The sequence below is a fragment of the Knoellia altitudinis genome, assembly GCF_042666355.1.
GTDB lineage: Bacteria > Actinomycetota > Actinomycetes > Actinomycetales > Dermatophilaceae > Knoellia > Knoellia altitudinis.
On record NZ_JBHTDK010000001.1, the window covers coordinates 1021497 to 1042941 of the forward strand.

23 protein-coding genes are annotated in these 21445 nt (G+C 70.5%); 5 read left to right on the forward strand and 18 right to left on the reverse strand.

Annotated features, from left to right (window positions below; translation table 11 throughout):
• Window positions 1-21 precede the first annotated feature (21 nt).
• From ACFQW8_RS04820 to ACFQW8_RS04840, 5 genes are all read right to left on the reverse strand, one after another.
• Window positions 22-756 carry an ABC transporter permease gene (locus tag ACFQW8_RS04820; RefSeq protein WP_380085824.1) on the reverse strand — a complete coding sequence of 245 codons (735 nt, stop codon included), beginning with the start codon at window positions 754-756 and terminating at the stop codon, window positions 22-24.
• The gene (locus tag ACFQW8_RS04825; protein WP_380085825.1) at window positions 753-1550 is read right to left on the reverse strand and encodes an ABC transporter ATP-binding protein; all 798 of its coding nucleotides are present in this window, start codon (window positions 1548-1550) and stop codon (window positions 753-755) included. Before ACFQW8_RS04825 ends, ACFQW8_RS04820 begins: the two co-directional genes overlap by 4 nt.
• A gap of 87 nt (window positions 1551-1637) precedes the next feature.
• Window positions 1638-2252: a TetR/AcrR family transcriptional regulator gene (locus ACFQW8_RS04830; protein WP_380085826.1), complete on the reverse strand. Its 615-nt coding sequence runs from the start codon at window positions 2250-2252 to the stop codon at window positions 1638-1640.
• Window positions 2249-3103, reverse strand: coding sequence for a sugar phosphate isomerase/epimerase family protein (locus tag ACFQW8_RS04835; protein WP_380085827.1), 855 nt, complete (start codon window positions 3101-3103; stop codon window positions 2249-2251). The genes ACFQW8_RS04830 and ACFQW8_RS04835 overlap by 4 nt, the downstream gene beginning before the upstream one ends.
• On the reverse strand, window positions 3103-4029 hold the full coding sequence (locus ACFQW8_RS04840; RefSeq protein WP_380085828.1) for a Ppx/GppA phosphatase family protein: 927 nt from the start codon (window positions 4027-4029) through the stop codon (window positions 3103-3105). The genes ACFQW8_RS04835 and ACFQW8_RS04840 overlap by 1 nt, the downstream gene beginning before the upstream one ends.
• A gap of 40 nt (window positions 4030-4069) precedes the next feature.
• Here ACFQW8_RS04840 and ACFQW8_RS04845 point away from each other — a divergent pair, with 40 nt between their 5' ends.
• The gene (locus ACFQW8_RS04845; protein ID WP_380085829.1) at window positions 4070-4885 is read left to right on the forward strand and encodes a hypothetical protein; all 816 of its coding nucleotides are present in this window, start codon (window positions 4070-4072) and stop codon (window positions 4883-4885) included.
• A 75-nt stretch (window positions 4886-4960) separates the two neighbouring features.
• Here ACFQW8_RS04845 and nadC read toward each other — a convergent pair whose 3' ends face one another.
• The 7 genes from nadC to ACFQW8_RS04880 all read right to left on the reverse strand — a co-directional run bounded on the left by nadC (window position 4961) and on the right by ACFQW8_RS04880 (window position 11497).
• Window positions 4961-5854, reverse strand: a complete 894-nt coding sequence (nadC, locus tag ACFQW8_RS04850; RefSeq protein ID WP_380085830.1) for a carboxylating nicotinate-nucleotide diphosphorylase — start codon at window positions 5852-5854, stop codon at window positions 4961-4963.
• Window positions 5851-7548, reverse strand: coding sequence for an L-aspartate oxidase (locus ACFQW8_RS04855; protein ID WP_380085831.1), 1698 nt, complete (start codon window positions 7546-7548; stop codon window positions 5851-5853). The genes nadC and ACFQW8_RS04855 overlap by 4 nt, the downstream gene beginning before the upstream one ends.
• A gap of 41 nt (window positions 7549-7589) precedes the next feature.
• Complete coding sequence (gene panD, locus ACFQW8_RS04860) at window positions 7590-8015, reverse strand: aspartate 1-decarboxylase (RefSeq protein WP_380085832.1); 426 nt, start codon at window positions 8013-8015, stop codon at window positions 7590-7592.
• The gene (panC, locus tag ACFQW8_RS04865) at window positions 8015-9001 is read right to left on the reverse strand and encodes a pantoate--beta-alanine ligase (RefSeq protein WP_380085833.1); all 987 of its coding nucleotides are present in this window, start codon (window positions 8999-9001) and stop codon (window positions 8015-8017) included. The genes panD and panC overlap by 1 nt, the downstream gene beginning before the upstream one ends.
• A complete protein-coding gene (locus ACFQW8_RS04870) occupies window positions 8998-9885 on the reverse strand; it encodes a Rossmann-like and DUF2520 domain-containing protein (RefSeq protein WP_380085834.1) in 888 nt (295 codons plus the stop codon). The genes panC and ACFQW8_RS04870 overlap by 4 nt, the downstream gene beginning before the upstream one ends.
• 55 nt (window positions 9886-9940) lie before the next feature.
• Window positions 9941-10864, reverse strand: a complete 924-nt coding sequence (locus tag ACFQW8_RS04875; protein WP_380085835.1) for a hypothetical protein — start codon at window positions 10862-10864, stop codon at window positions 9941-9943.
• A gap of 120 nt (window positions 10865-10984) precedes the next feature.
• A complete protein-coding gene (locus ACFQW8_RS04880) occupies window positions 10985-11497 on the reverse strand; it encodes an FBP domain-containing protein (RefSeq protein ID WP_380085836.1) in 513 nt (170 codons plus the stop codon).
• A 64-nt stretch (window positions 11498-11561) separates the two neighbouring features.
• Between ACFQW8_RS04880 and ACFQW8_RS04885 the strand changes: the two genes are divergently transcribed.
• The 4 genes from ACFQW8_RS04885 to ACFQW8_RS04900 all read left to right on the forward strand — a co-directional run bounded on the left by ACFQW8_RS04885 (window position 11562) and on the right by ACFQW8_RS04900 (window position 15590).
• Window positions 11562-12512 (forward strand): SAM-dependent methyltransferase, encoded by a 951-nt coding sequence (locus ACFQW8_RS04885; protein WP_380085837.1) that lies wholly within the window; start codon window positions 11562-11564, stop codon window positions 12510-12512.
• On the forward strand, window positions 12505-13683 hold the full coding sequence (locus tag ACFQW8_RS04890; protein ID WP_380085838.1) for an NADH-quinone oxidoreductase subunit D: 1179 nt from the start codon (window positions 12505-12507) through the stop codon (window positions 13681-13683). The genes ACFQW8_RS04885 and ACFQW8_RS04890 overlap by 8 nt, the downstream gene beginning before the upstream one ends.
• A gap of 214 nt (window positions 13684-13897) precedes the next feature.
• A complete protein-coding gene (locus ACFQW8_RS04895; RefSeq protein ID WP_380085839.1) occupies window positions 13898-14833 on the forward strand; it encodes a hypothetical protein in 936 nt (311 codons plus the stop codon).
• Window positions 14814-15590, forward strand: coding sequence for a class F sortase (locus ACFQW8_RS04900; protein WP_380085840.1), 777 nt, complete (start codon window positions 14814-14816; stop codon window positions 15588-15590). Before ACFQW8_RS04895 ends, ACFQW8_RS04900 begins: the two co-directional genes overlap by 20 nt.
• A gap of 33 nt (window positions 15591-15623) precedes the next feature.
• Here the strand turns inward: ACFQW8_RS04900 and ACFQW8_RS04905 are convergent, their stop codons facing one another.
• The 6 genes from ACFQW8_RS04905 to ACFQW8_RS04930 form a co-directional block, all read right to left on the reverse strand.
• Entirely contained in the window at window positions 15624-16079 is a 456-nt protein-coding gene (locus ACFQW8_RS04905) for a DUF3180 domain-containing protein (RefSeq protein WP_380085842.1), read from the reverse strand.
• Window positions 16076-16960, reverse strand: coding sequence for a 2-amino-4-hydroxy-6-hydroxymethyldihydropteridine diphosphokinase (folK, locus tag ACFQW8_RS04910; protein ID WP_380085843.1), 885 nt, complete (start codon window positions 16958-16960; stop codon window positions 16076-16078). Before folK ends, ACFQW8_RS04905 begins: the two co-directional genes overlap by 4 nt.
• Complete coding sequence (gene folP, locus ACFQW8_RS04915; protein ID WP_380085844.1) at window positions 16957-17802, reverse strand: dihydropteroate synthase; 846 nt, start codon at window positions 17800-17802, stop codon at window positions 16957-16959. Before folP ends, folK begins: the two co-directional genes overlap by 4 nt.
• Window positions 17799-18401 carry a GTP cyclohydrolase I FolE gene (gene folE / locus ACFQW8_RS04920; protein WP_380088591.1) on the reverse strand — a complete coding sequence of 201 codons (603 nt, stop codon included), beginning with the start codon at window positions 18399-18401 and terminating at the stop codon, window positions 17799-17801. Before folE ends, folP begins: the two co-directional genes overlap by 4 nt.
• A 13-nt stretch (window positions 18402-18414) precedes the next feature.
• Window positions 18415-20538, reverse strand: coding sequence for an ATP-dependent zinc metalloprotease FtsH (ftsH, locus tag ACFQW8_RS04925; RefSeq protein ID WP_380085845.1), 2124 nt, complete (start codon window positions 20536-20538; stop codon window positions 18415-18417).
• Between the two features lie 173 nt (window positions 20539-20711).
• Window positions 20712-21428 (reverse strand): MBL fold metallo-hydrolase, encoded by a 717-nt coding sequence (locus ACFQW8_RS04930; protein WP_380085846.1) that lies wholly within the window; start codon window positions 21426-21428, stop codon window positions 20712-20714.
• Between the last annotated feature and the right edge of the window lie 17 nt (window positions 21429-21445).

Sequence of the window (21445 nt, forward strand, 5' to 3'; positions counted from 1 at the left end):
GGTCACCTTCGCGCTTTCCCGTCACGGGGTGCGGCGGCGCAGGGTGAGGCTGCCGAGGGCAAGGGCCAGGGCGATGGCACCGACGATGACCGCGAGGTCGCTCGAGACGTCAGCCAGCGGATCGCGAACCGCAGCGATCGTGCGCATCGCGTCCACGGCATACGAGAGGGGGAGGTAGTCGGAGAGGGTCGACAGGACCGGCGGCAGCGAGTCACGCGGGACAAGGAGCCCGCAGAGCAGGAACTGCGGGAGGACGAACGCCGGCATGAACTGCACGGCCTGGAACTCCGTGGACGCGAAGCCACTCACGAGCAGGCCGAGGGCCGTGCCGAGGAGCGCATCGCAGACGGCGACGACGACGAGCAGCCACGTGGGGCCGGCGACGTCGAGGCCACAGACCCAGACCGCGAATGCCGTTGCCACGAGGGCCTGGACGACTGCCATGGTGCCGAAGGCCAAGGCGTAGCCGAGCATGAAGTCGCCCTTGCCGAGCGGGGTGGTGAGGAGCCGCTCCAGGGTGCCCGACGTGCGCTCGCGCAGGGTCGCGACGCTCGTGACGATGAACATCACGACGAAGGGAAAGACGCCCAGGAGCGCGGCGCCCGTCCGGTCGAAGACCGGCGTGCCGTCGAAGATCCACGCGAGCAGCCCGACGAGGACGCACGGCACGACGAGCATCATCGCGATGGTCCGGTGGTCGGCCCGCAGCTGGCGCAGGATGCGTGCGGCGGTGGCGAGGGTGATGCGCGGGTTCATGAGCGGTCTCCGCTCTCGTGCTGACTCGGTCGCGCCGGGTGGCCGGGTGGCCCCTCGGGTGCGCGTCCGCTCGCCCGGTCGACGAGCGCCAGGAAGGCCTGCTCGGCGTCAGGAGCTCCCGTGTGGTCGAGCAGCTCGGGCAGCGTGGAGTCGCTGAGGATCTCGCCCTCGCGCAGGAGCAGCAGCCGGTCGCAGCGTGTGGCCTCGTCCATGACGTGGCTCGAGACGAGCAGGGTGCGTCCCTCCTCGTGGGCGAGTCGGCGGAAGAGGTCCCAGAGGTCACGCCGGAGCACGGGGTCGAGGCCGACGGTCGGCTCGTCGAGGACGAGGAGCTCGGGGTCGCCGACGAGGGCGGCGGCGAGGGAGACCCGCGAGCGCTGACCTCCGGAGAGGTTGCCGACGGAGGCGTCTGCGTGGCTGGCGAGGTCGACGGACTCGATGGCTCGGTCGACGGCGTCCGTGGGCGCGCCGAGGACCTTGGCGAAGTAGGCGAGGTTGTGGCGCACCGACAGGTCGGCGTAGACGCTCGGCGACTGGGTGACGTAGCCGACGCGACGGCGCAGCCCGGGACTGCCTGCCGACTCGCCGAGCACGGTGACGGTGCCGGAGGCGACCCGCTGCACGCCGACGATGGCCCGCATGAGGGTCGACTTGCCTCCCCCGCTGGGGCCGAGGAGGCCGACGACCTGCCCGACGGGCACGACGAGGCTGAGGCCGGGCAGGACGTCACGGCCACCGCGGACGACGCGCAGCTGCTCCACGACGACCGCGTCGGTGCGCTGTCTTTTCATCATGTGATGAATTTAGACCTGAGAAGGCGTCGAGCACAACCCCGAGGGCCTGGCGGGGTGGAGGGCCGAAGGGTGGGTCGGAGCCTGCGCTCAGCCGCTCGGGGGGACCAGGTGGTGCTGAAGGGTCGGGCCGAGGATGGCGACGACCTCCTCGACCGTCGCGTCGGCAACCGCGGGCACCTTGACGACGTAGCGAAGCATCCCCATGCCGACGAGCTGGGCGGCGCCGAGCGCCACCCTCAGCTCGAGCGACTCCCCCGACTGAGGTGCCGTGCCATCTCGTGGCTGCATCGTCTCCACGACCCGGTGCAGGACCTCCCGCCCGACGAACTCCCGCACCATCCGGGCGTGCTCCTCATGGGCGGCAGCGGCGGCGAACATCGCCGCGAACCGCTCCCGGCCCTCAGGCGAGTCCCACGCCGTGAGGAAGGCCCTGGCGAGCGTCTCACCGAGCTGTGCCCGGGGGGCCGCAGCGATCTGCTCGACGAGGACGGCCGGGTTGGCGGGGAAGGCCATGACCTCGGCGAAGAGCTCGGTCTTGCCGTCGAAGTAGTGGTGCACGAGCTTGGGGTCGACCCCGGCCTCGCGCGCGACACCCCGCAGTGACGTGCCGTCGTAGCCGCGCTGCGCGAACTCCGACCGCGCGGCGCCGATGATCGCGGCGCGAGTGTCCTCGCCTCCGGGCCGACGACCGCGCGGACTCACGACGGGCCCTCGCCGTCGGCGCCCTCGGCCTCGGCCTCGAAAGCCAGAGCGGAGGCGAGGTGGAGCCGGCAGAACGCCAGGGACTCGGCCAGGGCCATCTCGCGCTGCGTGACCGACAGCCGCCGGGTCGACACCTCGACGACGACGGCCCCTCCAAAACCGTTGTGCACCAGCACGTCCAGCACCTCTGCACAGGGCTGCGACCCTCGTCCCGGCACGAGGTGCTCGTCCCTCATCGACCCGAGCCCGTCGGCGAGGTGCAGATGGGCGAGGCGTGGACCCAGCGCCTCCACCATCGCCAGGGCGTCCGAACCCGCGGTCGCGGTGTGCGACAGGTCGAGCGTCACGTGGTCGTAGGGCTGAGGCACCGGGTCCCAGTGCGGGAGGTAGGCCTCGATCTCTCGACCACCCACCCGCCACGGGAACATGTTCTCGACGGCCAGCGTGATGCCCGAGTCGTGCTCGCGCGTCGCGATGCCGTCGGTGAAGTCGCGGGCGTAGTCCTTCTGCCAGCGGAACGGCGGATGCAGCACCACCGTCTCGGCTCCGACCTCGTGCGCCAGCTCCAGCGACCGGTCGACCTTGCCCCAGGCGTCGACCCCGAAGATCCGCTGGCTGATGAGCAGGGTGGGCGCGTGGATCGAGACGATGGGTATGCCGTGGAGCTCGGACAGTGCGCGGAGGGCGCCTGCCTCCTGGGTCACCGGATCGGTCCAGACCATCACCTCGACGGCGTCATAGCCCAGACGGGCGGCGTGCTGGAAGGCGGCAGCGCAGTTCTCGGGATAGACCGACGCCGTGGAGAGGGCGACCGGGATGTCCGGGATGTCCACCGCGTCAGGGGCGTCCATCAGTGCATGCCGTCGAGCCTGCGCAGGATGATGCCCTCGCGCAGGGCCCACGGGCAGATCTCGAGGCGGTCGACACCCAGGAGGTCCATGGTGGCGGACGCCACGATTCCGCCGGCGAGGAGCTGGTGGGCCCGCGATGTCGAGACTCCGGGGAGCGAGCTGCGTTGCGCCGCAGTCATGTTCGCGAGCTTGGGCAGGATCGCATCGAGAGCGGCACGCTCGAGGGAGCGCGCGGCATACATGCCCTCGGAGCTCGGGGCGGCTCCCGTGATCCGGGCGAGCGAACGCATCGTCTTGGAGGTCCCGACGACGCGGTCCGGCGCGGTGGCCTTGGTCAGGGGGCGCAGCTCGCGCGCGATGGTGGCCCGCACGTGCTTGCGTGCGGCGCGGACGGCCTCGACCCCGGGAGGGTCGCCGGGCAGGTGGTCGCGGGTGACGCGCCCGGCCCCGAGGGGCAGTGAGATGGCGACGTCGGGATCCTCGTCCATGCCCTGGGCGATCTCGAGGGAGCCTCCACCGATGTCGGCGACGAGCAGGGTCCCGGCCGACCAGCCGAACCATCGTCGCGCCGCCAGGAAGGTCAGTCGCGCCTCGTCCTCACCGGTGAGCACGTCGAGGACGATGCCGGTGCGTTCCTTGACGGCGGTGAGCACGTCGTCCCCGTTGGGTGCCTCGCGGATCGCGCTCGTGACGAAGCCCATGAGATCCTCGGCGCCCTGGTCCTCGGCGACAGTGAGGCACTCCGCGACGAAGTCGGCGAGCTGCTCCCGACCCGCGTCGTCGATCTCGCCCGTGTCCGTGACGTGCTCGGAGAGGCGGAGCTCTCGCTTGTGGGAGCTCGTGGGGAGGGGCTGGGCCCCCGTGTGGGCGTCGACGACCAGGAGGTGCACGGTGTTGGAACCCACATCGATGACCCCGAGCCGCATGGTGCAACGGTAGTCGGCGTCACCGGCATAGGGTGACCCGGTGGCTGAGACTCCGCTCGACATCCCCCGGACCTGGGTGGAGTTCCCCGATCCCTCCGACTCCGGGCAGCGCTTCCGCTGTGACCTCACCTGGCTCACGTCGCGGTGGACCTGCATCTTCGGGTCGGGCTGTGAGGGCATCTATGCCGACCGCCCGGACGACGGGTGCTGCACCCTCGGTGCGCACTTCTCCGACGACGACGACCTGGCGCGGGTCGCCGCCGTCGTCGCCGAGCTGGGCGAGGACGAGTGGCAGCTGCGCCCCGACCGCAAGAACCCCACCAAGGTTTCGGCGTGGACCGAGCGCGAGGACGACGCCCGCAAGACCAAGGTCGTCGACGGCGCCTGCATCTTCCTCAACCGCCCCGGCTTCCCGGCCGGCGCCGGGTGCGCCCTCCACCAGCACGCCGTCCTCACCGGCAAGCCGCCGCACACCACGAAGCCCGACGTCTGCTGGCAGCTGCCGATCCGTCGGACCTTCCGCACGGTCGAGCACCCCGACGACACGAGCTACCTGGAGGTGTCGATCGGCGAGTACGACCGGCGCGGCTGGGGCCCGGGCGGGCACGACCTCGACTGGTACTGCTCGGGCAACCCAGAGGCCCACGTCGGGGCGGAGCCGGTCTATCGGAGCAACCGGGCCGAGCTCGTCGAGCTGATGGGCCAAGGCGCCTACGACGAGCTGGTCGTGCGCTGCGAGGCGCACCTGGCCGCGGTCAAGGCGCTGCGCACACCGGCGTCCCGGCGCCTGCTGCCGCTCTTCGTCCACCCGGCAACGGTCGCCGCCGGCACACCACCCCTGCGCAAGGGCCACTGACCCGTCCCGGACCCACCCGACTGGACGGTCGGGCATGTTGGTCTTCCCCTGTCCCCAACCGTCCAGCTGGGCGGTTCAGGGACGGAGGTCGAGGGCCAGGTCGAGGATCGGGCTGGAGTGGGTCAGTGCACCGACGCTGAGGAAGTCGACGCCCGTGGCGGCATAGTCCGCCGCCACCTCGAGGGTCAGCCCACCGGTCGCCTCGAGCTCGACGGTCTTGCCGGTCGCGCGCACCGCCTCAACCGTTGCGCGCAGCAGGTCGGTGGACATGTTGTCGCACAACAGGAACCGCGCCCCTGCCTCGACCGACTCCAGGGCCTCCTCTGTCGTGGTCACCTCGACCTGCACCGGCACCTCCGGGAACTGCTGACGCACAGCGGCGTATGCCGCTGCGAGACTTCCGGCAGCCAGCTTGTGATTGTCCTTGATCATGGCGACGTCGTGCAGCCCCATGCGCTTGTTGGTGCCGCCGCCGGCGCGGACGGCGAACTTCTCGAGGGCACGCAGACCGGGCGTCGTCTTGCGGGTGTCGAGCACCATGGCGCCCGAGCCCTCGAGGACGTCGGCCCAGCGCCGGGTGTGGGTGGCGGTCCCGGACAGGCGGCAGAGGAGGTTGAGCAGGGTCCGCTCCCCCGTCAGGGTCACCCGGGTCGACCCGGAGAGCTCGGCGACGGCGTCACCGCGCCCGACCCGGTCACCGTCGGCGACCTTGACGTCGACGACCAGCGGCTCGGCGCCGAGACGGTCCGCCACCTCACCCAACGTCAGCGCAATGACGTCGACCCCGGCGATGACACCGTCCTCGCGAGCCACGACCGCGGCCCGCGTCGTCTGCGTCGCCGGGATCGTCGCGGTCGTCGTCACGTCGACGCCGTCCGGCCCGCCGAGGTCCTCGTCGAGGGCGCCTGTCACGACACGGCGGGCGTCCTGCAGCGGGAAGGCGAGGTCTGCTGAGGGGGACGAGCTCACGGCATGCTCCGTTCGGTCACGGTGAGAGAGCGGTCGGGTGCGACGACCACGCTCTGGCGGACGAGCCAGCGGGCGTCGTCGCGCTCGGGGAAGTCACTACGCACGTGGCCGCCGCGCGTCTCGGCGCGGCGGTGGGCCAGCTCGGTGAGGACCTGGCCGAGATGCAGCAGGTTGGTCGTCTCCCACGTCTTGGGACCCGGCTCGGCCGTCGAGGGCGGCAGCGCGGCGAGGTCCGCGAGAGCCTGGGCGGTCGCGGCCGTCGACTCCGCCGAACGGACCGGTCCCGACCCGGCAGTCATCGCCCGCTGCACCGTGAGCCGCTGCGAGTTGTCGAGGAGCGCCCCCGGGCCGGCGCCGTCGCCGCCCGCGCGCATGGGGGTGACCGGTCGGGGCTCGGGCAGCTCACCGTCGGCGATCCGCGCAGGGATGTCGGAGGCGATGCGGCTCGCGAAGACCAGCCCCTCGAGGAGGCTGTTGGAGGCGAGCCGGTTGGCGCCATGGACACCGGTGCAGGAGCACTCGCCGCAGGCATAGAGCCCGGGCAGCGACGAGCGGCCCCGCAGGTCGGTCGCGATGCCACCGGACGCGTAGTGCTGGGCCGGGGCCACCGGCAGGAGGTCGGTCGACGGGTCGAACCCCAGGGATCGGCACGACGCCACGATCGACGGGAACCGCTCCTCGAGGAACGCGGCTCCCAGGTGGCGGGCGTCGAGGAAGACGTGGTCGGTGCCCTGGTCGCGCATCGTCTCGAGGATGGCGCGGGCCACGACGTCGCGCGGCGCGAGGTCGGCGAGCTCGTGCCGGCCCTCCATGATCCGGTGCCCGCTGCCATCGACGAGGAAGGCCCCCTCACCGCGCACGGCCTCGGAGATGAGCGGCTGCTGCCCGGTCGAGCCCTCGCCGAGGAAGAGCACGGTCGGGTGGAACTGGATGAACTCGAGGTCGGTCATCCGCGCGCCCGCGCGCAGCGCCGCCGCCATGCCGTCACCGGTCGCGACCGGTGGGTTGGTCGTGGAGGTGTAGATCTGGCCGAGCCCACCGGTGGCCAGGACCACGGCGCGCGCGTATGCCGCACCGACGCCGTCGAGCTGTCCCTCACCGATGACGTGGAGCGTGACTCCGTCGACCCGGCCGGCGCCGTCGTCGAGCAGGTCGACGACGAGGGCGTGCTCGACGACCTCGATGCCCGGGTCGTCGCGCACCCGGTCGAGGGCGGCGATGAGGGCGCGCGAGATCTCACGGCCCGTGGCGTCCCCGCCGGCGTGGGCGATGCGGTCCCGGTGGTGCCCACCCTCACGCGTCAGCTTGATCTCGCCCTCGGCGTCCCGGTCGAACTCGGCGCCGAGCGCGACGAGCTGGCGCACCCGCCGCGGGCCTTCGGTGACGAGGGCCTCGACGGCCTCTCGTTCACACAAGCCCACACCGGCCACGAGCGTGTCCTCGAGGTGCTCCTCGGGCGAGTCCTCCGGGTGGAGGGCAGCAGCGATCCCACCCTGCGCCCACGCCGTCGAGCCCTCGTCCAGCACCGTCTTGGTGACGAGCAGGACGCGGTCGACGCGTTCCCGCAGGCGCAGTGCACAGGTGAGACCGGCGATGCCCGAGCCGACGACGATGACATCGGCCGAGGTCGTCCAGCCCGGCGCCGGCGCGGCGAGCGCACGCGGCAGCCGGACGCTCACGGGAGCACCCGGCATACCGGGCTCTTCTCGATCGTCTGGACCCGCGGGGCGCGAGGTCACCCGTGCGAGCGCTTCGTCACGGCCGACGTCCTCAGCCCGAAGCCCTCGGGGACGTCACCGCCGTCGTCGCCGACCTCGACGATCCTGTTGCTCTTGTCGACGAAGACCACGTGCGGGTCATGGGCACGCGCGTCCTCGTCGGACATCGACGCGTAGGCGATGATGATGACGGTGTCGCCGGGGCTGATGAGCCGGGCCGCCGCACCGTTGATGCAGAGGATGCCCGAGCCACGTTCGCCCTCGATCGCATAGGTCGTCAGGCGGTTGCCGTTGTCGACGTCGACGACATCGACCTGCTGTCCCGGGAGGAGGTCGGCGGCCTCCATGAGGTCCATGTCGATCGTCAGCGAGCCGACGTAGTGCAGGTCGGCCTGGGTCACCGTCGCGCGGTGGATCTTGCTGTGCAGCATGTAGCGGTACATCACGAAAGCTCCTGGTTCGTGCCTGTGCCGATGCCGGTGGTGTCGGCCGGGCGGGCGGGGATGCCCGGCGTGACGGGCTGCGAGAAGACATCGAGTCTCCCACCACCGGGGCCGACGAGGATCGGGGTGTTGTCGATGAGCCGGGTCGTGCCGACCCGGGCGGCGATGGCGAGCAGGGCCTCGCCGCGGTACCACTCCGGGACGTCCTGCAGCGTGGTCGGGTGGACGAGGACGAGGTAGTCGACGAGGGCGAGTGGCTCCTCGACGAGGACCTCACGGGCGGCGCGGCGGATGGCGGAGGGACCGTATGCCGCTGCGTCGGCTCCTGCGGTGAGCGCGCGGCTCAGGCAGAGGGCGACCTCGCGGTCGGAGTCGGTGAGGTACATGTTGCGGCTGCTCAGCGCCAGGCCGTCGTCCTCCCGGACGGTCGGCACGGAGACGACCTCGACCGGGAAGTCGAGGTCGCGGGTCATGCGACGGATGAGCAGGAGCTGCTGGGCGTCCTTCTGCCCGAAGAACGCCCGGGTGGCCCCGGTGAGGTGGAGCAGCTTGCCGACGACGGTGAGGACCCCGTCGAAGTGGCCCGGGCGGGACTTGCCCTCGAGCACATCGCCGAGCGGGCCGGCCGAGACCCGCACACCGGGGTCGCCGTCCGGGTAGACGACGTCCGGCGTGGGCGCGAAGACGATGTCGACGCCCTCGGCGACCGCGATCCGGAGGTCGTCGTCGAAGGTGCGCGGATAGCGCGACAGGTCCTCCTTGGGGCCGAACTGCAGTGGGTTGAGGAAGACCGTGAGGATGAGGTGGTCGGCCGAGCGTCGGGCTTCACGCAACAGCTGGGCGTGACCCTCGTGGAGCGCGCCCATCGTCATGACGACGGCGACGTCCGTGCCGGAGAGTGCGGCCCGGGCATCCCGGAGCTCGTCACGGGTGCTCGCGACAACCGTTGCGGCAGTACGAGTTTCGGTCACTTCGGCCTGGGTCACGAGGTCGGCTCCTGGTCGGCGAGGGTGTCGAGGAGTGGCTCGGCGGCCGACGGCCGCAGCCGCCCGCTCTCGAGCGCACGCACCGCGGTGGCTCGAGCCAGGGCGACGTAGGTCGTCCGGATCTCGGGTGAGATCCGCTCCAGCTCGCGAAGGTGCGTGTCCACGGTACTCACATCGCCACGGGCCACGGGGCCGGTGAGGGCTGCGTCACCGAGCCGCAGCGCGTTGTCGAGGGCGGCCCGCACGAGCGGTCCGAGGACGGCGCGGGGCTGCTCGACACCCGCGGCGCCGAGGACCTCCATCGCCTCAGCGATGAGGGTGACAAGGTGGTTCGAGCCGTGGGCCAGGCCGGCGTGGTAGGCCGCTCTCTGGTCCTCTGCGACCCACACCGGCTCACCGCCCATCTCGACGACGAGCGCCTCGGCCATGGGCCGCAACGCGTCGGGGCCGGTGACGCCGAAGGCACACTCGTCGAGCCGCCCGAGGTCGAGGGCAGTGCCGGTGAAGGTCATGGCGGGGTGGATCGCGACGGGCAGGATGTGCGAGGCGAGCGCCGGCCGGAGGATGTCCGTGCCGTAGCGCCCGCTCGTGTGGACGATGATCTGCCCGGCCTGCCACGTGTCGGTCGCCGCCAGCCCGGCGACGAGCTCGGCGAGAGCGTCGTCCGGGACGGCCAGAAGCACGAGGTCGGCGCCGTCGATGACCCCGTGGATGTCCTTGACCGGGACTCCCGGAAGGAGCGCGGCCGCACGTTCACGGCTGTCCTCGCTCACGGCATACACGGCATGGACGCGGTGGCCGGCTCGGGCGAGGGCGGCCCCCAGCACGGCGCCGACGCGACCGGCGCCGATGACACCGATGGAGAGGCGGGCGGGGTGCGTCACGCCCCAAACCTAAACCCCTCTCCTCGTGTGCCTGAGAACGAGGCATACCCCGCTCTCAGGCACACAAGACCGCCAATCCGAGACTCCGGAGGTCGGCCGCCAGCTCGAAAGGCTCGTCCCGGACCTCTCGGGCGGTGCATCGCACGACAACCCGGCCCCGCCTCGTGATGCGCCGCTCCCTCTTGATGTCGCTCTCCCAGTGCTCCACCTCCATGTGGAATGCACCGTCGACCTCCAGGACGATCACGGTGCCATCAGGCAGATCCCACTCGCAGTCGGTGTAGCGCCACCTGCCGACTGAGTCCTTCCGCTTCTTCTGCCGGTCCGGCCTGGGCAGGCCGTAGTCGCGGCACATGCGAGTCACATCGATCTCGGCGAGGGAACCTGCGCCGCCCTCGATCTCGGCGAGCACGACCCGGAACCGCGGAGCCCGCTTCAACGGCTTCATCCGCTCCATCTGGTCGCGAAGCTTCGGCACAGTCGTCAGCCTCTGCTGGACCACCGCGGCGAGCAACCCCTGGGCCATACGCGGGTGCGGTGAGTATGCCGCACACAACAGGGCCGCTGGCTCCACCCTCGCCATCGGCAGTTCGTGACCCTTGGAATGCCACAGATCGAGCGGGCGCCGCGTCCTGACCCAGTCAATGCCTTCGAGCCGATCGAGATGCTCCTCGTCGTCAACCAAGACCGTGATGGCGTCTCGATGCCAGTTCTTGAGTCCGTGCAGCTCAAGTGCGGTGTACCCACCGACGATGGCTGGCGGACCGGCGTGCAGCACTCCCAGCCACGCGCGTTGCTCTCGGGTGAGCTCACCGGTGAACGTGCTGACGACGACCGGGCTGCGCTCCGCCCACCGCTCTGCAAGTAGATGCGTGAGCACGTGGCCCCACGTGAGTCCGAGGGCCCTCAGCTGACGGCGCGCCAGCAAGCCGTTCTGAGCCTTTGCGAGCCGGGTCACGTCGTCGGGAATCCGCGCCATCGGTTGAGCCTGCCGGAAAGTGACGAACCGGCCGGGGAGACTTCCACAGGCCCCCGAAACTGCCGCCTTGTGTGCCTGAGAACGAGGAATACGCCGTTCTCAGGCACACAAGGCACGGTTTCAGGCGGTGGCGAGGACCTCGGCGATGAACCGTGCCGCGCGGTGCCGGAGCCCTTCGATGCGGCGCTCGATGAACAGCTCACGGTCAGGGGGGTCGTCGGAGCCCAGCTCGGTGAAGGTCGGCTTGCGTCGCACGTTGCTCGAGCAGACGAACTCGGTGCAGACCAGTGTGCCGATCGTGTCGCCCTTGCGACCCGCGGCACCACCGCGCTTGGCGACGTAGAGGCTGACGTCCTGGGTCTGGAGCGGGTCCTCGCACCAGGCGCAGATCGCGCTCCGCCGGCGACCTCCCAGCGCGGTCGCCGGTGGGGCGGCGCGCAGGATGATGCCCCTCGGGACGTCGTCGAGGACGGCCACCGCGTAGCCGAGCGGTCGTCTGCTGTCGCGCCAGCCGAGGTACTCGAGGCGTTCCCAGTCGAGGTTGCCGACCTCGGGCAGGCTCGCCTGTGCCACCTCGCGCTTCGAGGCGTTGACGAAGCTGCTGCGGATCTCGTGCTCGGTCAGGGGTTTCACGTGCACCGAGTCTGCCTTCCTGCCACGTCGGATGCGAACGGATTACCTGTCATAGGTTGCGGGGGTGAGCCCTCGACCCTGGCGTGATGCGTGGTGGGACGCGCTCTATGCGCCGGGCGGCTTCTATCGCCGCGCCGAAGGTCCCGCGGGGCACTTCACGACGTCGACCCACGGAGCGCTGGGTGCCGTCCTCGCCGAGGTCGTCGCGAACCTTGCCGACCAAGCCGGTGTATGCCGCGTGGTCGACCTTGCGTGCGGGCGCGGCGAGCTGCTGACCCACCTCCACGACCACCGGCCGGACCTCGAGCTCCTGGGCGTCGACATCGTCGAGCGTCCCCACGACCTCCCGACAGCCGTCGACTGGCTCTGCTCCCCCGGCGGCGCAGAGCTGCCCGGTGAGCTGCGCGGCCTGGACGCGCTCGTCCTCGCCCACGAGTGGCTCGACGTCGTGCCGTGCACCATCGCCGAGGTCGACGACGACGGAGTCCTGCGTGAGGTCCTCGTCGACGAGGCGGGGACGGAGTCGCTCGGCGGCGAGCCGAGTGAGGCAGACCGCGCCTGGGCCGATGCCTGGTGGCCGACGACCCAGACCGGCGAGCGCGTCGAGATCGGCCTGAGTCGGGACCTGGCGTGGCGAGATCTGGTGTCCCGCAGCCGAACTGGCCTCACCATCGCCGTGGACTACGGTCACGTGAAGGGGACCCGACCCCTGGAAGGCACGCTCACGGCATACCGGGAAGGAACCCTGACCGACGCGGTCCCCGACGGGCAGCGGGACCTCACCGCCCACGTCGCCATGGACTCCCTCGGCGCCGACGAGGTCGTCACCCAACGCGACGTCTTGCACCGGCTCGGGCTCACCGCCGCGACGCCCGACCACGCGCGCGCCAGCACCGACCCGCTCGGCTACGTCCAAGCACTCGGCCGGGCCTCGACCATCGCGGCGCTCGCCGACCCGCACGGGCTCGGCGGGTTCCACTGGGCGATGACGCGGCATACTCGAAGCCATGCCTGACACGCCGACCGGGACCATGGAGACGCAGACGGTCGCTGTCGGCGCAGGCGGGCTGGCGACGGCCGACATGGTCCTGAACATCGGGCCGCAGCACCCGGCGACCCACGGGGTCCTGCGGCTGCGCCTCACCCTCGACGGCGAGCGCATCGTCCACGCCGAGCCCATCATCGGCTACATGCACCGCGGCGCCGAGAAGCTCTTCGAGGTCCGCGACTACCGGCAGATCATCGTCCTGGCCAACCGGCACGACTGGCTCAGCGCCTTCAGCAACGAGCTGGGAGTGGTCCTCGCAGTCGAGGAGATGCTCGGCATGGAGGTGCCCGAGCGCGCCGTGTGGCTGCGGACGATGCTCGCAGAGCTCAACCGGGTCCTGTCGCACCTGATGTTCCTCGGCTCCTACCCGCTCGAGCTCGGCGCGATCACTCCTGTCTTCTATGCGTTCCGCGAGCGCGAGGAGCTGCAGGCGGTCATGGAGGAGGCGTCCGGCGGACGGATGCACTACATGTTCAACCGCGTCGGCGGCCTCAAGGAGGACGTGCCTGCCGGCTGGCTCGGCCGCGTCGACTCCGCCGTCCAGGCTGTGCGCGGACGGCTGCCCGACCTCGAGTCGATGCTCGTCGGCAACGAGATCCTCAACGCCCGCACGCGCGGAGTCGGTGTCCTCGACGCCGCGACCGTGGCGGCCTACGGCGTCTCTGGTCCGATCGCCCGCGCCTCGGGCGTCGACATCGACCTGCGGCGCGACCAGCCCTATCTCGCCTATGGCGAGCTGTTCACCAAGGGCGGTCCCGGGCACGTCGTGACCCGCACCGCCGGCGACTGCCTCTCCCGTCTCGAGGTGCTGCTCGAGCAGGTGCAGGTCAGCCTCGACCTCGTCGAGCACTGCCTCTCGGTGCTCAGTTCGCTCGCACCCGGCCCGGTGAACCAACGCCTACCCAAGGTGCTCAAGGTGCCCGAGGGTGAGACCTATGTCGCGACCGAGAACCCGTTGGGGTTCAACGGCTACTTCCTCGTCTCCCGCGGCGAGAAGACCCCGTGGCGGCTCAAGCTGCGCTCGGCCTCCTTCAACAACGTGCAGGTGCTCACCGAGCTGTTGCCAGGGGCTCTCGTGTCCGACATGGTCGCGATCCTGGGGTCGACGTTCTTCGTCGTCGGCGACGTGGACAAGTAGGTCGCCCAAGACTGGCGTCGTGCCGAAGCAACCTCTCCCGGCAGTGACCCGTGGTGATGGGTGAGCGCATGCGCAGCTGAGTCGGGTCCGACCTCGGTGGTCCGGGTCGAGGTCTCGAGGCGCATTCCGGACACAAAGGCCCGACGTCCGGTATGTTTCGCGGACCTCCCTGTCTCGCGGGATCTCGTGTCGCCTCTCGTCTGGAAGACCTCACATGACCTCTGCCGCCCTGCGTCGCGTCTGCTTCGGTGCGCTCGCCGCCACCGCCGCTCTCTCACTGACCCCGTCGGCCCAGGCCGCCAGCGGCGAGCTCACCTACACCTGCTTCGTCGAGGCATACGACCTCAGCGAGGTCGAAGAGCCCCCGTTCGACGACCTCGATGAGGACGTCGCCGAGGGTCTTGCGCAGGGCAAGTCGCTGTCCGAGGCCGCCGAGGGCGCACTTGAGGACCCCGAATCCAGCGAGTCTGAGACATCTGACGAACCCGTTGACGAGCCAGAGCCCATCTTCTCGGCCGAGGGTCTGGAGCTCACCGCGACCTTCGACACCGCCATCAAGGACGGTGCCACGACGACCCGGACCCGTGACATCGCCCTCGACCCGGCCACCGCCAGGCTCGAGCTCGCGCCTGAGTTCCGTCAGGCCCTGGTCAAGCTCGGCCTCGACCGCGCCGCAGCCAGCGCCTCCCTCCTGGGTTATGTACCTGAGACCGAGGAGGACCTCGGCCTCGACTTCCTTTTCGAGGAGCTGGACCTCTCTGGCGCGGCCCTGACCTCCGACGACAGCTTTGCTGAGGACGAGCTCGACATCGATGGCCCCGGCACCTACACCTACGAGGCCGGCGACCTGTTCTTCTTCGCTGGCGATGACTTCGTCGTCGGCGAGGGAGATGACGCCGTCGTTCTCTTCGCCAACTGCATCCTCGACGCGGACCAGGACGCCCAGATCGACCAGCTCGTCGTGACCGATGACAGTGCCCCCGCCCCCTCCCCGTCGCCGTCTCCGGTGCGTCCGGACGTCGTCCAGACCGACGCCGCCCAGCCGACGTCCCCGTCGTGGATCCCGTTCGCCGCCGCTGGCACGGGCTCGATCCTCGTGCTGGGGTCTGCCTCCGTGCTCGCTCGTCGCAGTGCCGCAGCTCGCCGCTGACCGACGCCGGCTGCTCGCTGCGACCGCGGCCGTCGTCGCCGCCGTCGCACTGCTCGTCTGGGGCCTGACCCCGCGTGGCTCCACGGAGTCACGCGGGGGTCCGGCCCCGGTCGCAGGCGCCCCGACGACGTCCACCCCGACCTACCCGCCTTCGGCCAGTCCGTCAGCCACTCCCACCCTGACGCCGACGCCGACGCGCAGCCCTTCCGCAACACCGAAACGCCCACCCGCGACCTCGACCCCCCGCCGGAGCGCCGGGCCCACCTTCGGCCCGTCGACGGTCAAGCCCAGGGGTGAGCCGAAGCGGGTCGTCGTCGTCAGCACGAGTGGCGAGACCCTCGTCGACGCCGACCTCGTGCCCAGCCGGCTTGATGACGAGGGCGTGCTCGCACCACCGTTCGGGGTCGCCGGCTGGTACGCCGAGCAGGGCTGGGCCAAACCCGGCTGGCCCGGAGCCTCGATCCTCGCGGGACACATCAACCGTCGCTCCCCCAAGCTCGAGCTCGACACCTTCGGCCACCTCACCAGGGTGCGCAGCGGCGACCGGATCACCGTCGTCTACACCTCGGGACAGTCGGTGACCTTCAAGGCCACCCGGTCCAAGGCCCTGTCCAAGAAGGCCGTACCCCAGGACGACTCGATCTGGGACGCCGGCAACCCCGAGCCCCTGCTGCGGCTCATCACGTGCGATCCCACGACTCCCGTCCAGGGCGGCCACTACAAGGGCAACTGGGTCGTCTGGGCCTCCCTCGCCTGACGGTCCGGCCGCGAGAACGCGACCGCCGAGTCCTCAGTCCTCGGGAGGCGGGTCCACGCGGCACCAGTGCTGCCCCACCAGGCCGGCGATGCTCAGCACGACACCAGCGCCGACGAGGATCGCCAGGCGCCACACGCGGGACTGGTTGGCCACGAGCTCGAGTCCACTCGCGACGACAGCCAGCTGTCCGGCATACCAGCCGGCAGCAGCCGCACCGGTGAGGGTGGCCGCCTGGGCGAGCACGACGACGCGGGCCGCGCGCAGCGGGTCCAGGCGCTTGGTCGAGCGAGCGCCGAGGTAGGCACGCACCGGCCAGGCGAAGCCCACGACGAACGCCGCCATGGCCACGAGCAGGCCAGCGGCGAGCCAGGACGGACGAGGAACGAGTGAGCCCCCTGCCGTGACGAGGTGCCACAGGAGCCACGAGACGAGCCCGACACCGAGGCTGACAGCGAGCGCCACCCGCGCCCGCACGCCGTGGCCCGTCACCATCCGTCCTCCAACAGGTCGACGTCGGGTCCGAGGGTGACTCCGGCCGTTCCCACCTCGGCGACGAGCTCGGCCACGCGCCGGACCTCGCCGTCCACCCGCAGGGTCGCCTCCGAGTCGGCGTCGGCCCACGGCACCAGCACGAACGCGCGCTCTCGGGCCCGCGGGTGCGGCAGGGTCAGCGCCTCGGTCGAGAGGCGCACGTCGGTGTCGAAGACGGGATCGCCGTACTGGATGAGGTCCAGGTCGAGTGTGCGCGGCCCCCACCGCTCCTTACGGACCCGGCCGTTGTCGAGCTCGATGTCCTGCATCGTGCGCAGGAGGCGTTGCGGAGACATCGACGTCGTGCCGACGACGACAGCGTTGAGGTATGCCGCCTGTGCCGGTCCGCCCACCGGTGCCGTCTCGTAGACGCGGGACGCGGCCTTGAGCTCGAGCGCGAGCCAGAGCGACCCGACGGCAGTCTGGATCGTCTCCACCGACTCGCCCATGTTGGACCCGATGGCGATGACGACCGGTGTCTCGCGCAGGCGCTCGACCGTGACGGCGACGTCGGTGAAGGGGTGACCGACCGGCGCCTGCGGCTTGTGCACCGTGACGATGACCGCCTCGACGAGAGGACGGGTCAGCACCTTGGCGGCGATCTGGTCGGCGAGAGCCTCGATGAGGTCGAGCGACTCACCAGCGATGAGGTCGACGATGTCGCTGGCGACCTCGGCGTAGTTCACGGTGTCGACGAGGTCGTCGCTGGCACCGGCCGGCGCGAGGTCGACCTCCATCTCGACGTCGACGACGAACGTCTGGCCGTCCTGCTTCTCGAAGTCGAGGACGCCGTGAAAACCTTTGGCTGAGATGCCCTTGAGGGCGATGCGGTCGCTCATGTGCTCACCTCGTCCGGTTGGCTCAGGGCCTCGGCCACGTCGAGCGCCTGCACGGTCGCGGCGACGTCGTGCACCCGCACCGCCCAGGCCCCGTGTCGCGCCGCGTGGAACGAGGTCACTGCCGTGGTGAGGTCACGCTCGGTCGCCGGACGCGGCTCGGCGCCGTCCGGTCGACCGAGCCGACCGAGGAAGGCCTTGCGCGAGGTCCCGACGAGGAGCGGGTGGCCCAGAGCGACGAGCTCGTCGAGCCGGCGCAGCAGGGCCCAGTTGTGCTCGGCGGTCTTGGCGAACCCGAAGCCGGGGTCGAGAATGATGTTGTCAGCGCGAATTCCGCGGTCCTGCAGCACCTTCACCTGATCACGCAGCTCAGCACAGACGTCGGCGACGACGTCGCCGTAGGTCGCCCGCTCCTGCATGTCTGCGCTGTGCCCCCGCCAGTGCATGGCGACGAAGGGTATGCCGGCCTGCGCGACGAGCGGGACCATGTCACCATCCGCGCGACCTCCGCTCACGTCGTTGACCAGGGCCGCTCCAGCATCAAGCGCGGCGGAGGCGACGGCGGCCCGCATCGTGTCGATGGAGACGAGCGCACCCTCTGCCGCGAGGGCGCGGACGACGGGAAGGACCCGCCGCAGCTCCTCCTCGACCGGGGGCCGCTCCGCCCCGGGTCGTGTCGACTCACCACCGACGTCGATGACGTCGGCACCTGCGGCGACGAGCTCACGGCCGTGTGCGATCGCGGCCTCGGGCTCGAACCACTCGCCACCGTCGCTGAACGAGTCGGGAGTGACGTTGACGACCCCCATGACCCGGGGCCGAGGTCCGGCGACGAGCGAGATCACCGCTTGCCGCCGAGCAGGAGCGACATCGCCTCTGCCCGGGTGGCGGGGTCGCGCAGCTGGCCGCGCACGGCCGAGGTGATGGTGCGGGAGCCGGGCTTGTGCACTCCCCGCATGGACATGCACAGGTGCTCGGCCTCGATGACGACGATGACGCCCTGCACCCCGAGGTGCTCGACGAGGGCATCTGCCACCTGGGTGGTGATGCGCTCCTGGACCTGGGGCCGGCGGGCGAAGACGTCGACGAGCCGGGCGAGCTTGGAGAGCCCGGTGACGGTGCCGTCAGGTGACGGGATGTAGCCGACGTGTGCGACCCCGTGGAAGGGCAGCAGGTGGTGCTCACAGGTCGAGAACATCTCGATGTCGCGCACGATGATGAGCTCTTCGTGGTCGATCGAGAACCGCGCGGAGAGGACCTCTGCCGGGTCCTGGGAGAGGCCGGCATACAGCTGCGTCGCGGCACGCGCGACCCGGTCCGGAGTGTCGATCAGACCCTCGCGGTCTGGGTCCTCCCCGATCGCGAGGAGCAGCTCGCGCACGGCGGCTCGGGCGCGCTCGTGGTCGACCTGGCGCGGCGGGACGCTGTCGGCCTCGGCGGGCAGGACAGCGTCGGCCTCAGTGGGCGTCGGGGTCGACACGCTGGCCCTCGGGAACCTCGATCACCTGGGTCGTCGGGTGCTCCTCGGCCGCAGCCGCCGCCGGGTGCGCGCCCTCGGTCGCGGCCTTGTCGATCGCCGCCACCGTGGCCGGGTCACCCTCGTTGGCGTGGGCACCGGCAGGGGCGCCGGACGCGTCGTGTCCGTTGAGGGCTGCCCGCTCGGCCGGCGTCATGACCGGCGGCTGGTCGGAGATGCCGCGGTGCTCGCTCGAGAGCCACGTCGGGCGCAACGGGCGCTTGACGATGTCCTCGAAGATGACCGCGAGGTCCTTCTGGTTGAGGGTCTCGCGCTCGAGGAGCTCGAGGACGAGGCGGTCGAGGACGTCGCGGTTGGCGTTGATGACGTGCCACGCCTCGTCGTGCGCCGCCTCGATGAGCCCACGCACCTCCTCGTCGACGATCCCGGCGATCTTCTCGGAGTAGTCGCGCTGGTGCCCGAGGTCGCGGCCCAGGAAGACCTCACCCTGGCTCTGGCCGAGCTTGATCGCGCCGACGCGCTCGCTCATGCCGTACTCGGTGACCATCTTGCGGGCCATGGCGGTGGCCTTCTCGATGTCGTTGGCGGCACCGGTCGTCGGGTCGTGGAAGATGATCTCCTCCGCGACGCGACCACCCAGGGCGTAGGCGAGCTGGTCGAGGATCTCGTTGCGCGTCGTGGAGTACTTGTCGTCCAGGGGCATGACCATCGTGTAGCCGAGCGCTCGGCCTCGGGGCAGGATCGTCACCTTGGTCACCGGGTCGGTGTGGTTCATCGCCGACGCGACCAGGGCGTGGCCACCCTCGTGGTAGGCCGTGATCTTGCGTTCCTTGGCGGACATGATCCGCGTCTTCTTCTGCGGTCCGGCGATGACGCGGTCGATGGCCTCGTCGAGCGTGAAGTCGTCGATGAGCTTCTTGTCGGTGCGGGCCGTGAGCAGCGCGGCCTCGTTGAGGACGTTGGCGAGGTCGGCGCCGGTGAAGCCGGGCGTGCGTCGTGCGACGGCGAGCAGGTCGACGCCCGCAGCCATCGGCTTGCCCTGCGAGTGAACCTCGAGGATCCGGTGGCGACCGAGCATGTCGGGCGCCTCGACGGCGATCTGGCGGTCGAAGCGGCCCGGGCGCAGCAGCGCGGGGTCGAGGATGTCGGGGCGGTTGGTGGCCGCGATGAGGATGACGTTGGTCTTGACGTCGAACCCGTCCATCTCGACGAGCAGCTGGTTGAGCGTCTGCTCGCGCTCGTCGTGTCCACCGCCCATGCCGGCGCCGCGGTGGCGTCCGACGGCGTCGATCTCGTCGACGAAGACGATGGCGGGCGCGTTGGCCTTGGCCTGCTCGAAGAGGTCACGGACACGCGAGGCACCGACACCGACGAACATCTCGACGAAGTCCGAGCCGGAGATCGAGTAGAACGGCACCCCGGCCTCACCGGCGACGGCGCGGGCGAGGAGGGTCTTGCCGGTTCCGGGAGGGCCGTAGAGGAGGACCCCCTTGGGGATCTTGGCCCCGACGGCGAGGAACTTGGCCGGGTCGGAGAGGAACTCCTTGATCTCGTAGAGCTCCTGCACGGCCTCGTCGGCGCCGGCGACGTCGTCGAAGGTGACCTTGGGGGTGTCCTTGGTGGCCAGCTTGGCCTTGGACTTGCCGAACTGCATGACCCGCGAGCCACCGCCCTGGGACTGGCTCATGATGAACCAGAAGAGGCCGACGAGCAGCAGGATCGGGAAGATGCTGATGAGGAGCGTGAAGAACGGGTTCTGCGTCTCCCGCTTGTCGTTGTAGCCGTTGGTGGGCTCGTTGGCATCGATCAGGGCGACCAGGGACTCGGCGCGGGCGTCGACGAACTCGGCCTGGACCTTGTCGGCATCCTGGATGTTGGCGCCCTCGTCGGAGTAGGCCGCGTCCTGCTTGAGGTCGAGCTTGAGGACGTTGTCGCTCGTCAGCTCGGCCTTGTCGACCTTCTTGTCGCTGATGAGCTTCTCGGCCTTCGCGGTGTCGATCGTGGCGTAGCCGTCGTCACCCCCGAGCGAGAACATCACCACGGTGATGGCGATGACGGCAAGGACCCAGAACAACGGGGTCTTGAACACGCGCTTGGCATCCATGAATGTGAATGGGGCCGGTGGCCCCACGTCCTCCTGATCAGCGAAATCTCCGTGCGCGCTCAGGCGGCACAGGTCTGGGTGCACACGCTACCCGTCTGGAGCCTGGCTCCACGGGGCGCGTCCGACCGGGACAACGACCGGCGTATGCCGCGTGTTCCGCGAGGTCTGCGACCTCAGGTCCGGTTGCGGGCGAGGAAGTCACCGATCGCGGCCCGGGGGTTGTCGCGCAGCTCCGCGCCGTGGGTGAACGCGGCGGTCGTGTAGTCGAGCGTCGTGAGGCGCTCCGCCGTCTGCATGGTCATGACGAAGTTCGTGCAGAACGCCTTGATCGGCCACCGCAGTCCCCGCACGTTGAAGATCGAGTCGCCCGTGATGAGGACCCCGCTGTCGCGGTGGAGGTATGCCGCGTGACCGGGTGAGTGCCCGGGCGTGTGGACCACCTCGAGACCTCCGGCCACGGGGACGACCTGCCCGTCGACGAAGGTCTCGCCGACCTCGACCGGCTCGAAGGCCTGTCGTCCGCCCATGACCCGGTTGGCGAGGGCACCGATCCGTAGCGAGCCGTCGCGCGGCGGCGAGTGGCCACTGCGGGCGAAGGCGGCGTCGTCCTCATGGATTCCGAAGGCCTTGCCCGTCTCACGCGCAACATGGGCAGCACCGCCGGCGTGGTCGGGGTGCGCGTGCGTGAGCAGGAGGCGGGTGACGTCGCTGGCGCCGGAGCCGATGGCGTCGAGGGCGGCGATGACCTTGGGTCCGTGGGACGCAAGTCCCATGTCGACGAGGGTCACCTGCCCGTCGTCGTCACGGAAGATGAAGCCGTTGATGTAGTCGCGCAGCAGCCGGATGCGCCACACACCATCAGCGAGCGGGACGACGAGGTCGGTGGCCATGGCGAGCCCCTTGTGGG

Bases quoted from the DNA above. Each gene is read 5' to 3' on its own strand.
- ACFQW8_RS04820 (WP_380085824.1), bottom strand. From the start codon at position 756: ATGAACCCGCGCATCACCCTCGCCACCGCCGCACGCATCCTGCGCCAG.
- ACFQW8_RS04825 (WP_380085825.1), bottom strand. From the start codon at position 1,550: ATGATGAAAAGACAGCGCACCGACGCGGTCGTCGTGGAGCAGCTGCGC.
- ACFQW8_RS04835 (WP_380085827.1), bottom strand. From the start codon at position 3,103: ATGGACGCCCCTGACGCGGTGGACATCCCGGACATCCCGGTCGCCCTC.
- ACFQW8_RS04840 (WP_380085828.1), bottom strand. From the start codon at position 4,029: ATGCGGCTCGGGGTCATCGATGTGGGTTCCAACACCGTGCACCTCCTG.
- ACFQW8_RS04855 (WP_380085831.1), bottom strand. From the start codon at position 7,548: ATGCCGGGTGCTCCCGTGAGCGTCCGGCTGCCGCGTGCGCTCGCCGCG.
- panD (WP_380085832.1), bottom strand. From the start codon at position 8,015: ATGTACCGCTACATGCTGCACAGCAAGATCCACCGCGCGACGGTGACC.
- ACFQW8_RS04875 (WP_380085835.1), bottom strand. From the start codon at position 10,864: ATGGCGCGGATTCCCGACGACGTGACCCGGCTCGCAAAGGCTCAGAAC.
- ACFQW8_RS04890 (WP_380085838.1), top strand. From the start codon at position 12,505: ATGCCTGACACGCCGACCGGGACCATGGAGACGCAGACGGTCGCTGTC.
- ACFQW8_RS04895 (WP_380085839.1), top strand. From the start codon at position 13,898: ATGACCTCTGCCGCCCTGCGTCGCGTCTGCTTCGGTGCGCTCGCCGCC.
- folK (WP_380085843.1), bottom strand. From the start codon at position 16,960: ATGAGCGACCGCATCGCCCTCAAGGGCATCTCAGCCAAAGGTTTTCAC.
- ftsH (WP_380085845.1), bottom strand. From the start codon at position 20,538: ATGGATGCCAAGCGCGTGTTCAAGACCCCGTTGTTCTGGGTCCTTGCC.
- ACFQW8_RS04930 (WP_380085846.1), bottom strand. From the start codon at position 21,428: ATGGCCACCGACCTCGTCGTCCCGCTCGCTGATGGTGTGTGGCGCATC.